At 72.8% G+C, this 11,402-nt stretch carries 10 protein-coding genes; 3 read left to right on the top strand and 7 right to left on the bottom strand.

Features of this window, described 5'->3' with window-relative positions:
* Positions 1–45: 45 nt before the first annotated feature.
* Positions 46–927, bottom strand: coding sequence for a helix-turn-helix transcriptional regulator (locus OHA98_RS03380; protein ID WP_266922606.1), 882 nt, complete (start codon positions 925–927; stop codon positions 46–48).
* Positions 928–1,265: 338 nt separating this feature from the next.
* Between OHA98_RS03380 and OHA98_RS03375 the strand changes: the two genes are divergently transcribed.
* On the top strand, positions 1,266–1,808 hold the full coding sequence (locus tag OHA98_RS03375; protein ID WP_266922605.1) for an ATP-binding protein: 543 nt from the start codon (positions 1,266–1,268) through the stop codon (positions 1,806–1,808).
* Positions 1,809–1,911: 103 nt separating this feature from the next.
* On the opposite strand, the gene OHA98_RS03370 is transcribed toward OHA98_RS03375, so the two are convergent.
* Positions 1,912–2,154, bottom strand: coding sequence for a DUF397 domain-containing protein (locus OHA98_RS03370; RefSeq protein WP_014155487.1), 243 nt, complete (start codon positions 2,152–2,154; stop codon positions 1,912–1,914).
* A 265-nt stretch (positions 2,155–2,419) separates the two neighbouring features.
* Here OHA98_RS03370 and OHA98_RS03365 point away from each other — a divergent pair, with 265 nt between their 5' ends.
* Positions 2,420–2,911 (top strand): hypothetical protein, encoded by a 492-nt coding sequence (locus tag OHA98_RS03365; RefSeq protein WP_266922604.1) that lies wholly within the window; start codon positions 2,420–2,422, stop codon positions 2,909–2,911.
* Between the two features lie 9 nt (positions 2,912–2,920).
* On the opposite strand, the gene OHA98_RS03360 is transcribed toward OHA98_RS03365, so the two are convergent.
* From OHA98_RS03360 to OHA98_RS03350, 3 genes are all read right to left on the bottom strand, one after another.
* On the bottom strand, positions 2,921–5,119 hold the full coding sequence (locus OHA98_RS03360) for an FUSC family protein (protein WP_266922603.1): 2,199 nt from the start codon (positions 5,117–5,119) through the stop codon (positions 2,921–2,923).
* Between the two features lie 37 nt (positions 5,120–5,156).
* The gene (locus OHA98_RS03355) at positions 5,157–6,347 is read right to left on the bottom strand and encodes a DUF2786 domain-containing protein (RefSeq protein ID WP_266922602.1); all 1,191 of its coding nucleotides are present in this window, start codon (positions 6,345–6,347) and stop codon (positions 5,157–5,159) included.
* Between the two features lie 97 nt (positions 6,348–6,444).
* On the bottom strand, positions 6,445–7,368 hold the full coding sequence (locus OHA98_RS03350) for an NADP-dependent oxidoreductase (RefSeq protein WP_266922601.1): 924 nt from the start codon (positions 7,366–7,368) through the stop codon (positions 6,445–6,447).
* Between the two features lie 224 nt (positions 7,369–7,592).
* Between OHA98_RS03350 and OHA98_RS03345 the strand changes: the two genes are divergently transcribed.
* Positions 7,593–9,317, top strand: a complete 1,725-nt coding sequence (locus tag OHA98_RS03345; protein ID WP_266922600.1) for a bifunctional 3'-5' exonuclease/DNA polymerase — start codon at positions 7,593–7,595, stop codon at positions 9,315–9,317.
* A 27-nt stretch (positions 9,318–9,344) separates the two neighbouring features.
* Here OHA98_RS03345 and OHA98_RS03340 read toward each other — a convergent pair whose 3' ends face one another.
* Both OHA98_RS03340 and OHA98_RS03335 read right to left on the bottom strand, forming a co-directional pair.
* Entirely contained in the window at positions 9,345–10,793 is a 1,449-nt protein-coding gene (locus OHA98_RS03340) for a hypothetical protein (protein WP_266922599.1), read from the bottom strand.
* A gap of 62 nt (positions 10,794–10,855) precedes the next feature.
* Positions 10,856–11,365 carry a SigE family RNA polymerase sigma factor gene (locus OHA98_RS03335; protein WP_266922598.1) on the bottom strand — a complete coding sequence of 170 codons (510 nt, stop codon included), beginning with the start codon at positions 11,363–11,365 and terminating at the stop codon, positions 10,856–10,858.
* Between the last annotated feature and the right edge of the window lie 37 nt (positions 11,366–11,402).

Raw genomic sequence — 11,402 nt, 5'->3', positions numbered from 1 at the left:
GCAGGCGTTCGCAGACTCCTGATGCGACGTCATCGTACTGACAAATCATGTCAGTTGGAGGAGTCCGCGAAGGAGATCCCGGCTCTCTTCCGGGCCGGGACTGTCCTCGTGCAGCCGCACCATGGCCTTTTCGTACTGGGCGACCTCCTCGGGCTTGTCCACATAGAGGGCGCTGGTCAGCTGCTCCAAATAGACAATGTCCGACAGATCGGATTCCGGGAAACGCAGCATCGTAAATGAACCGCTCTCGCCCGCATGCCCGCCAAAACTGAAGGGCATCACTTGAAGCGTGATGTTCGGCTGCTCCGACATTTCGATCAGATGCCGCAATTGTGCGCGCATCACCTCGCGTTCGCCGTACGGACGGCGCAGCGCCGCTTCGTCGAGCACGGCGTGGAAGCGGGGTGCGCGCTCGGAGACGAGGGCCTTCTGCCGTTCGAGGCGCAGCGCCACACGGCGGTCGATCTCCGCGGCGGGCGCTCCGCGCATGCCCCGGGAGACGACCGCATGGGCATAGGCCTCGGTCTGCAGCAGACCGTGGACGAACTGGACTTCATAGATACGGATGAGCGAGGCCGCACCCTCCAGACCCACATATGTCTGGAACCAGCCGGGCAGCACGTCTCCGTAACTGTGCCACCAGCCCGCCACGTTGGCCTCCCGGGCCAGCCCGAGGAGGGAGTCGCGCTCCGCCTCGTCCGCGACACCGTAGAGCGTGAGCAGGTCCTCGATGTCCCTGGCCTTGAAGCTCACCCGTCCCAACTCCATGCGGCTGATCTTCGATTCGGAGGCGCGGATGGAGTAGCCGGCCGCCTCACGGGTGATGCCGCGCGACTCACGCAGCCTTCTGAGCTGAGAGCCCAGCAGGATGCGCCGCACCACAGATCCACTCGACTCGCCTGCCGACACTGGTCCGACCCTCCCCATCGCTTACCGGGCACCGGGGTCCCCCCTGAACCCCGGTGCCGGATTCTGCCACCAAAACGCTTCAGCCCGTACTCATTCGATTACGGAAATGAGAAGCCGTCCTGAAAGCTCCGAAACTGACCGACGGAAGAAATGAGTAAGAATCGGCACGCTTGCGGGCAGGTCCGGCGCGTGCACGTGCATCTGCCCTTGCATCTGCCCTGCGCATTCGGAACCATGGTCCTTGCGCACCTGCGTGCTCGTGTTGTGCCGCTGTACCCCCCGCAGTACCGCTACAGGCAGTGCCGCTACAGCCGCGAATCCCGGGAGTGCCTCGTATGGGGACGAATGGATCGACGATGCTCGAGCCGTTAAGGCAGGGGCTTCCCCCCATCGACCCCTCAGCGGTCGCCGGATCGGCATCGTGCTCGCTTCCCGCCCGCTACGAAGCGGTCGGCGGGGCGCGGAAGTTCACCCGAACGACGCTCAGTCAGTGGGAGCTGACCGACCGTTTCGACGATGTCGCGCTCGTGGTGTCCGAACTCGTCACCAACGCCCTGCGTCACGCGCTGCCCGACGACGCGCCCCGGGACCCCCAGGAACCGGCGGTACGGCTGCACTTGATGCGCTGGACCTCACGCCTGGTGTGCGCCGTGCGCGACCCCAGCCAGGAGAGCCCGGTGGCCGGTGAGGCACCGGACTCCGCGGAGTCGGGCCGCGGCCTGTTCCTGGTGGAGTCCTTCAGCGACAGCTGGGGCTGGCACCCCTCACCCGTACCGATGGGTGAGCCGCCCTGCGCGGCGCTGCGCGGCAAGGTGGTCTGGGCGCTGTTCCGGCTCACGGACAACAAACTGACGGACAGCACGAAACCGCAGGAAACCGCCGGAATTCATGCGGAGTAGCAAGCGGTGAACGCGCGGTGGCGGGCGGCAGGGGTACGGCGGACGGCGGCGGGTACGGCGGGCGGGGGCCGCGGCGGTATCGCCCGGCCGGGATCGCGTGGCCTCAGCCGCCCGTCGCCAGATGGTCGAACTCCCCGTCCTTGACGCCGAGCAGCAGCGCCTCTATCTCGGCGGGCGTATAGACGAGTGCGGGCCCGTCGGGGTGGCGCGAGTTCCGCATCGCCACATTCCCTCCGGGCAGTTTCGCGAACTCCACGCAGGACCCCTGGGAGTTGCTGTGTCTGCTCTTCTGCCAGACGACTCCGCGAAGCTCTGTGGCCGCCATGCCGTTGTACACGTCGTGCACAGGACGCTCCCCGAGTTGCAAGGTGCAAGTGTCAACTAGCTCGGATCATAGCTGTGTTCATATGCCAATGCATGAGCAGATGCACGTGCACGCGGGGTGTTCCTTTGACTACAGCTTTACGCCTGATCCCGCTGCTCCGGAGAGAGACCCGAAGAGAGAGACGTACAGCACGTCTATTCCGCTCCCGGTTAACGGAGTTGATCCCATCACCCCTGGTAGCTTGGCGCGGACTTTCGACCATGAAATCCACAAGGGGGAACTCCACGTGATCAGGTTTGTACGCACCGGCGCCGTCGTCGCCGCCGGTCTGGCCGCCGCGCTCGCGCTGACCGCCTGCGGCGGCGACAGTGACGGCGGCGACAAGGACAAGGCCGCCGGTTCGGGCGCCGGGCAGAGCGCGGCTCCCGGCGGCGGTGCGGAGAACGGCTCCGGGGATTCCGCCGGTACGGACGCCGCTTCGCTGGAGGGCACCTGGGCGGGGCTCACCGACGGCAAGGCCGTGGCCCTCTCCGTCGCCTCCGGCAAGGCCGCGCTCGTCGCCGACCAGGCCGTCTGCCAGGGCGAGGTGAAGGACATGGGCGAGCCGATGCTGTCCCTGAAGTGCAGCGACGGCGGCACCGGGCGCACGATGGGCTCCATCGAGTCCAACGACGGCAAGACCCTCGTCGTCTCCTGGGAGGGCGGCGCCAAGGACACCCTCGCCAAGACCGAACCGGGCAAGATGCCGACGAGCCTGCCGGGTCTGCCCACTCCCTGACGGACGGCCTCAGCCTCGGGGCGGCCCGGACCTGGACACGTCACTGCGTCTGCTGCCGCCCCGTTCGTCCAGCGCCTGCGAGAACTCCTCCAGCGCTTCGAGGAGCAGCGCCGCGCCCTTGCGTACGACCGGGTCGGGCGCGGGGGTGGTGCCGTCCGCCGGCACGTCCCAGTGCGCCACCGCCTCGGTGACCTGCCGCCAGTCCGGGACGCGTCGCTCCCGTACCGCCCTCGCACCCTGTTCCGTCGCCCGGTGCAGGGCCTCGGCCAGGTCGGCGGCGCCGGGCACGGGGGCGGCCGAGGCGGCCGGGAGGTGTGCCTCCAGCAGCATCGCGGACCGGCCGAGCTCGGCCAGCGCGTGCTGGGCGTCGGCGGCCGCCGCGCGGGAGATGCCGCGGTGGCGCACGGGTTCGTGCTGGGCGGTCGCCAGCGCCTCCTGCCAGGCGACCCGGGCCTCACGGGTCGCCAGCAGCGCGGTCCGCACGTCCTCGTGGCTGTCGGCCGTCGGATCGGCGTACTGCGCGACGACCGTGGCCGCGTACCGCCCGTCCGAGACCAGCCAGTCGGCCAGCCGGTTGCGCAGCCGCGGGGTCTCCCAGGCCGGGTAGAGGGCGTACGAGACCATCGCGAGCAGTCCGCCGACCAGGGTCAGCACCACGCGTTCGAGGACGGTCTGGGACCAGTCGTCGCCCGCCATGCCGAGCAGGAAGACGACATACGCGGAGATGCAGACCTGGCCGACGACATAGCCGGTGCCCATCAGCAGGTACATCAGCCAGGCGCAGAACACCGCGAGGATCGCGGAGAGCGTCACGCCGGGGTGCACGGCCTGCACGATCCCGCTCGCGAGCCCCACCCCGATCAGGGTGCCGCCGAAGCGGGCCACGGAGCGCGAGTACGTCTGGGAGAAGTCCGGCCGCATCACCATGACGGCGGCCATCGGCGCCCAGTAGCCGTGGCCGAACGGCAGCGCGGCACCGATGAGGAACCCGACAGCGGCCACCACGGAGACCCGGATCGCGTGGCGCAGGATCGGGGAGCCGTGGTGCAGTTCCCGGCGCATCGCCTTCAGGATCACCGGGACCAGCCGGAGGAGGGTGGGCCGGCGCCGGGTCTCCACTCCGGTGTGGGCGAGGTCGGACGGATGGGCCGGATGAGCGGCGGTGTAGGGGTCGGGCGGTTCGGACGGGCGGGAGCCGACGCGTTCGGCCGCGGCCCGGGTGCCGGCGCCCTCGGCGATCTCGATGACGTCGGAGAGCAGCGCGTCGAGCCGGTCGGCCGCGCGGCGGGCCGGTCCGACGAGGATCACCTCGTTGTCGGGCGTGCGCAGGACACCGAGGTCGGTGGGGGCGAGGTGGACGGGGTCGCCCTGCCGGACCGCGCGGGCCGCCGCGTCCAGTACGGAACCGGCGGCGCCCAGCAGTTCGCGTACCCAGAGCCGCTCCAGCCCCTCGGCGGGCACCCCCAGCGCCGGGTCCGCCAGGGAGGCCAGCACCGGGCGCAGCCGCTCGGCGACGCCCCGCGCACCGTGCAGTTCGGCGGGGCGGCGGCGGGCCTCGCGGGGGGTGACGGCGGCGGCGTTGCGGGCGGTCATCAGGGGCAGCGGGTCGAAGGGCGCCACCGGGTCCTGCCGCAGCCTGCGGGCGTAGTCGGCCTCGGCCGCCAGGGCGTCGGCGAGCGCGTCGCGCTGGGCGCCCCACCGGCGTACCGGGAACAGCACGACCAGCGATGCCTGGATCAGCCCGCCGACCGCGATCATCCCGGCGTGCGCGGCGGCGTCCGCGACGGAGGTCGGCAGGGTGACCGTCACCAGCATGATCGCGACGTTCGACGCCGCGATGATGCCGCCCGTGGGGCCTGCCGCCCAGGCCATCCCGGCGGCGAACGTCCAGAGGGCGAGCAGGCCCATGAAGGGGATGGTCTGCGAGCCGACGAGATAGCCGAGGAACGTCGACACGCCGAGGCTGGCACCGGAGACCAGGGCGAGCACGGGGCGCGGGCGCCAGCTCCGCTGGAAGGTGGCGATGGCCGCCTGGAACGCGCCGAACGCGGAGCTGGCGGCGATCACGGGCCCGAACAGCGCGAGGCTCACGCCGATGACGAGGGCGAGGCCGACCGCGCCGCGCAGCGCGATGAGCGGTTCCGGACTGCTCCGCTCGATCGTCAGCCCCTCGCGGGCGGTCTCCTTCAGCGCCCGGAGCCAGCTCATGGGTCCGAGCCTAGCCGGGATTATGGACAACTCGCCCTTATCGGGCGATTTCACCTTCGCGTCCGCCCATCCGGGCACGGTCGGCGGCGGCCGCGCCATGGATCCATCCGGCCTCGTCCACGGCGCCCCGGACCCGGGTCGTGGTGGTGCGCGGGAACATCCGCTCGGCCGTTTCGGTGACCGCGACGTCCCGGGCGGCGAGCACCGGGAGCAGCCCGCCGGGAGCGCCGCTCCCGTTGCCGTCGCCGGACGCGGTGCCGACGTCCGCCGCCGCCGTGACGCGTTCGGTGTCCGCGGCGAGCCGGCTGCCGAGGCGCTGGGCGTACGCCATCAGGAAGGACTGCCGGAACGTCTTGGTCCGCTTGCGGCCGCCGGCCCGCTGGCCCGCCTCCGCCCCGGTCATCGCGGCCGTGCCCTGCACCAGCAGGGAGGTGAAGAGCAGTTCCACCGCCTCCAGGTCGGACTCGAAGCCGACGACCGTGGTGAAGCCGAGGTCGCTGTTCCACACGGCGCGGCAGCGGTTCGCGGAGGCGACGGCGTCGAGCAGGATGGCCTTGGCCGTCTCGTACGGGGCGTCGACCCCGATCCGGCGGGCGCCGGGCGCCCGGCCGCCGTGGCTCCGGGCGGCGAGCAGTGCCTCGTCGATGCTGTGCCGGGCCATCAGCTCCTGCGCCTTGGTGGTCAGCGCCTCGGCCTCCTCCGGGAAACCGGTCGCCTCCGCCTTCGCCAGCAGCGCCCGGATACGGGTGAGCATCCGGGGCTCGTCGTGCGCGGGCGGCAGGTGCGGCAGGCCGGTGACCGTGCCGGGCGGCGGGCCGACCGGTTCGATCGAGGGCAGCCGCAGCAGCACCCGGTACAGCTCCAGCAGGTCGGCCGCGTAGGTGAAGCGGTCGGGGCGGTTGCGCGGGGCGGGGGCGGGCAGTTCGGCGATCTGGTCCGCCCAGCGGGGCGGGAGCGCGGCGTACCGGGCGGTCTCCGCCACGATCAGGCCCGCCACCAGGGCCGCGCCGCGCTCGCCGTTGTCGGGCAGTTCCCGCCGTACGGAGCGGACCAGGTCGGCGGGGTGCCAGCCGCGGTCCCAGGCGCGGCGGACGAACTCCTCCCCGCGGGCGTGCAGGGCGTCGTCCGAGGACGGGTCGGCGGCGAGGAGCGAGGCGCCGGTGTCGAGTGCGGAGTCGTCGTCGGAGTAGAGGGCTGCCGCGCATGCCTGGTCGGTCACCGGTTCCATCCGGCCAGGGTAGGCGGGGTGCCCGGGGATGACCGGGGCGCCTCCGGCCGGGGTGCCCCGGAGCGGCCGGGGCATCCCGGCCGGCGGGAGGCGCCGGTCAGTCCTCCGGTGGCAGCAGGACGAGCTTTCCCCGGACGTGGCCCGCCTCGCTCAGTTCATGGGCGGTCCTCGCCTCGGCCAGGGGCAGGGTCCGGGCGACCGGCACGCGCAGTTCTCCCAGGGCCGCGCGGCGGGCGTTGCGGGCCAGGCGTTCGGCCGACGGGCCGCCGCCGCCCGCCGAGAACGCGACGCCCAGCTTCCCCGCGTCCGGGTCCGCGATGGTGACGATCCGGTCCGTCGTACCGCCGCGCAGCTCGATGGAGTCCGGCAGCGCGCCGCGGCCCGAGGCGTCGAACACCGCGTCCACGCCCTGCGGCGCCAGCTCCCGGACCCGGGCGACCAGACCGTCCCCGTACGCCACCGGCACCGCGCCCAGCACCCGCAGATAGTCGTGGTTGGCCGGGGACGCGGTGCCGATGACCGTGGCGCCCCGGGCCGCCGCCAGCTGGACCGCGGCGGAACCGACCGCTCCGGCCGCGCCGTGCAGCAGCAGGGTGTCGCCCTCGGCCACCTCCAGCTCGTCCAGCACCCGGGAGGCGGTCTCGGTCGCGACGGGCAGCGCGGCGGCCTCGTCCCAGGCCAGCCCCTCCGGCTTGCGGGCGAGGGCGGCGGCCTCGGCCAGGGCGTGGGTGGCGTAGGCGCCCGTGGCGCTCCAGCCGAGCACCTCGTCGCCGGGTGCGAACGCGGTGACGCCCTCGCCCGTCTCCTCGACCACCCCGGCGAACTCGGTGCCCGGTGTCGCGGGCAGCGGGGTGGGGAAGACCTGCTCCATCCAGCCGTGCCGGATCTTGTAGTCGATCGGGTTGACCCCGGCCGCGCGGACCTTCACCCGGAGCTGGCCGGGGCCTGGGCGTACCTCGTCCACCCGGGCCAGGCGCAGGACGTCGGGGCCGCCGAATTCCTCGTAAACGATCGCTTCCATGCGTCGATCCTCGCGGCCCGGCTCCGCTCGGGCGACCCGGGAGACCGGGGGGCGGGGGCGGTCGGGGGGCGCGGGGGCGGTCGGGCGCGGGGCCGGTCGGGGAGCGCGGGGCCGGTCGAAGGCGACGGAGGGGCCGGGGTGGCCCGTCGAGGGGCCGGGGGCTCGGGGGTCCCGGGGGCTCGGGGTCCCGGGCGGTGTCAGTGGTGGGTGTCAGACTCGGAGCCATGACCGTACGTTGGGCTCTGGCCACGGCAGAGGGCGGCGGTGCGCTGCTCGTGCCGCTGGAACGGGACGGCACGCCCGCCGGCCCGGTCCTCGCCGAGCCCGACCTCGCCGAGGCGGTCAGGTCCCGGCCCGGCGTGGCGCGCTGGGTATGGCGGTCGACCGGCGAGATCTATCCCCGGCTGCTCGCCGCCGGGGTCCGGGTCGAGCGGTGCTACGACATCGAGTGCGCCGAGCTGCTGCTGCTCGGGCACGAGGGACGGCTCGGTGAACCCCGGTCCGCTGCCGCCGCCTGGGCCCGGCTGAGCCACGCCCCCGTACCCCCCGACCCGCCGCCCCGTTCCGCCGAACCGGGCTCGCAGTCCTCGCTCTTCGAGCCGCCCTCGGGGACCGATGTGCCCTTCGAGGGACTTCTCGCCGTCTACGCCGATCAGGTGCGGCGCCATGACGCGTGCGCCCACCCGGGGCGGATGCGTCTGCTCACCGCCTCCGAGTCGGCCGGCATGCTCGTGGCCGCCGAGATGCACCGGGACGGGCTGCCCTGGCGGGCCGATGTGCACCGGGACGTGCTCGACGAGCTGCTGGGCGAGCGGTACGCGGGCGGCGGCGAGCCCCGCAGACTGGCCGAGCTGGTGGACGAGGTCTCCGCGGCCTTCGGCAGACGGGTGCGCCCCGATCTGCCCGCCGATGTGATCAAGGCGTTCGCGCAGGCCGGGATCAAGGTGAAGTCGACCCGGCGCTGGGAGCTCGCGGAGCTGGACCACCCGGCCGTGGAGCCGCTCATCGCCTACAAGAAGCTCTACCGGATCTGGACCGCGCACGGCTGGAGCTGGCTCCAGGACTGGGTGCGCGAGGGCCGGTTCCGCCCGGAGTACCAGCCCGGCGGCACGGTCAGCGGGCGCTGGACGACCAACGGCGGCGGGGCACTTCAGATCCCCAAGGTGATACGGCGGGCCGTGGTGGCCGACGAGGGATGGCGGCTGGTCGTCGCGGACGCCGATCAGATGGAGCCCAGGGTCCTGGCCGCCATCTCCCGCGACCCCGGGCTGATGGAGGTGGCCGGCCATGACGGCGACCTCTACAAGAGCCTGTCCGACCGGGCGTTCCACGGCGACCGCGACGACGCCAAGCTCGCCCTGCTCGGCGCCGTCTACGGCCAGACGTCCGGGGACGGCCTGAAGAATCTCGCGGCCCTGCGGCGGCGCTTCCCGCACGCCGTCGCCTATGTCGACGACGCGGCGAAGGCCGGTGAGGAGGGGCGGCTCGTACGGACCTGGCTGGGGCGCACCAGCCCGCCCGCCGCCGGGGCGGACGACGACACGGGCGGCGAGGCCGGGCTTCCGCAGGAGGACGGCGGGGGAACGGCGGGCGACGGGGAGGGCGCGGGCGAGCGGGGCGGCGAGTTCGTCCCGGGGTACGCCTCCTCCCACTCCCGTGCCCGCGGGCGCTTCACCCGCAACTTCGTAGTGCAGGGCAGCGCCGCCGACTGGGCGTTGCTGCTGCTGGCGGCCCTGCGGCGGACGCTGTTCACGGCCGGGCTCCGCGCCGAGCTGGTGTTCTTCCAGCACGACGAGGTGATCGTGCACTGCCCGGCCGAGGAGACCGGCACCGTCGTCGAGGCGATCCGCGCGGCCGGGGAGCTGGCCGGGCGGACCGCCTTCGGACCGACGCCGGTGCGGTTCCCCTTCACCACGGCGGTGGTGGAGCGGTATTCCGACGCCAAGTGAGCACGGGGCCGTGAGCCGGGAGGCGCGCTACTTCTGCTGGAGCTTCAGCCACTCGGGGCTGGTCGCCAGCGCGGTCAGCTGATCCATCGTCAGTGCGGGCTCGGCCCGGGTGGCGGGCGTCGACTGCTCACCGGAGTTGAAGGCGGAGACGACGACCCGCATGCCGTCCGGGCGCATCGTGTCGGCCGTCCACCACACGACCCCCTCGCCGCCCTTCTCCCCGGGCTGCTGGGTCGTCCTGAGCTTCGTTCCGTCGGGCAGCGTCTCGGCACCGGCGTAGAGCTCGCCTGCGGCGTCCCGCATGTCCCGCTGCACATTGATCTGCACCAGCGACCTGCCCTTGCCGTCGTCGGCGACGACATAGGCGTACTCACCGCCCTCGTGCCGCTTCTCCACGACCGGGAGGCCCTTGGGCAGGAGCTTCAGGAAGGTGGGCATGAGCGTGCCGTAGTCGAGCTCCGGGGCCCGGTCGCCCGCGGGCGGGGTCCCCGGACCCTTGCCGGTGTCCGTCCTCTCCCCCTTGTCCGGCTTCAGGGCCAGGGCCAGCCGTTGCCACTGCGAGGACTTGCTCAGCTCGACGAGCGTGTCGCCGCCGAGCACCGGCTTCGGGCGGGTGGCCACGCCACCGCCGCCCAGCACCCCGTTGTACGCGCGCAGGTCCACGGTCACGCCGGTCCTGGTGAAGAACAGGGCCCGCGCGGCGCTGATCTTGCCGTACCCGCCGCGCTTCTTCTCCTTGCCGGGCTTGTCGCCCTCGGCGAGTTTGCCGTCCTCGGTGAGTACGTCGTCCTTGGTGAGTGCGTCGTCCTTGGTGAGTGCGTCGTCCTTGCCGGGCCCGTCGCCCGTCCGGTCCCGGAGCCCGCCGGGTTTCGAGCCGCCGCAGAGGGTCAGTTTCGCGTCGTACACCGACCCGCTCCCCTTCTCCCCGGCGGAGCTCCCGGCACCGGGAGCCGCCCCGGTGCTCTCCTCGGCCGCCCAGGAACGGACCTGCTCGCCACAGATGCCGTCGCCCGTCTCTCCCACCCGGCGCGCCTCGGTGGCGTACAGCGAGACGGAGACCGTGCCCCTGCCCTCCCCGTCGTCGTACACGACGGACGCCTCGGCACGGTCCGGACCGTCCGCGCCGCCGGTGACCTGGCCCCTGCCCTGTTCGGTCCTCCCCGCCGGCAGCAACGCCTGGAGCGTCTCGACCATCACGTCGTCGGAGATGCCTCCCCCGGTCCCGGCGGACACGGTCCGCTCCCCGCTCGCCACACCGGAGGTGGTGGCGGACCCGCCGAGCAGTCCGCCCGCGAAGGCCCCGCCCGCGCCGACCAGCGCCAGCGCCAGCACGCTGCCGGTCACGGCTGCCGTACGGCGCCGCTGACGGCGACGGCCCGCGTCGATCCCCCCGGCCACCACACCGGGCCGGTCTCCGAGGTCGAAGGTCTCCCCCGTCCGGCGCAGTTCATCGCTGAGTTCCTCTTCAAAGGGCATGGCAAACCACCACTTCTCGGTCCGAGTTACGTGAATGTCGTACGGCGCCGTCCGGCGCCCGGTCAGCGGGCCGCGAACTCCGTGATGCTGCCCCCCAGCAGCTCGCGCAGCCGGGCGAGCGCGCGCACACAACGGGTCCGTACGGCCGCCGAGCTGACCTGGAGCGCCTCCGCGGTCTCCTCGACGCTCCGGTCCTCCCAGTACCGCAGCACCACCACCGCGCGGTCCTTGGGAGCCAGCTGCGCCAGGGCCCGCAGCAGCGTCATCCGCAGCGCCGGGTCATCGCCCGCCGCCGCCCCGCTGTCGGGCAGTTCGGCCTGTGGGCTCTCGGCCGCCGAGCGTCGACGGCGGTGCGTCAGAAACGTGCGTACGAGCACGGTCTGCGCGTAGGCCGCCGGGTTGTCGATGCGGTGGGCGCGGCCCCACAGCATGTACATGCGTCCCAGTGTCTCCTGCACCAGATCCTCGGCGAGATGAACGTCGCCGCTGGTCAGCAGACAGGCCGAACGGTACAGATGGCTCGCGCGTCCGGCCGCGAACTCTCTGAAGTCCTCCGTACGCGACTTCCTCATGCCCTCCCCGTTCGCCCGGCCGGGTCCCGTTTCCCGG

The organism is Streptomyces sp. NBC_00654 (genome assembly GCF_026341775.1).
In the GTDB taxonomy this organism is placed as follows: Bacteria; Actinomycetota; Actinomycetes; order Streptomycetales; family Streptomycetaceae; genus Streptomyces.
Note: the sequence above shows the minus strand (reverse complement) of the source record. Positions and strands in the feature narration are given on the sequence as shown.

Excerpts from the sequence above, each read along its gene's own strand:
- OHA98_RS03380 (WP_266922606.1), bottom strand. The coding sequence starts at position 927 with ATGGGGAGGGTCGGACCAGTGTCGGCAGGCGAGTCGAGTGGATCTGTG.
- OHA98_RS03375 (WP_266922605.1), top strand. The coding sequence starts at position 1,266 with ATGCTCGAGCCGTTAAGGCAGGGGCTTCCCCCCATCGACCCCTCAGCG.
- OHA98_RS03360 (WP_266922603.1), bottom strand. The coding sequence starts at position 5,119 with ATGAGCTGGCTCCGGGCGCTGAAGGAGACCGCCCGCGAGGGGCTGACG.
- OHA98_RS03355 (WP_266922602.1), bottom strand. The coding sequence starts at position 6,347 with ATGGAACCGGTGACCGACCAGGCATGCGCGGCAGCCCTCTACTCCGAC.
- OHA98_RS03350 (WP_266922601.1), bottom strand. The coding sequence starts at position 7,368 with ATGGAAGCGATCGTTTACGAGGAATTCGGCGGCCCCGACGTCCTGCGC.
- OHA98_RS03345 (WP_266922600.1), top strand. The coding sequence starts at position 7,593 with ATGACCGTACGTTGGGCTCTGGCCACGGCAGAGGGCGGCGGTGCGCTG.
- OHA98_RS03340 (WP_266922599.1), bottom strand. The coding sequence starts at position 10,793 with ATGCCCTTTGAAGAGGAACTCAGCGATGAACTGCGCCGGACGGGGGAG.
- OHA98_RS03335 (WP_266922598.1), bottom strand. The coding sequence starts at position 11,365 with ATGAGGAAGTCGCGTACGGAGGACTTCAGAGAGTTCGCGGCCGGACGC.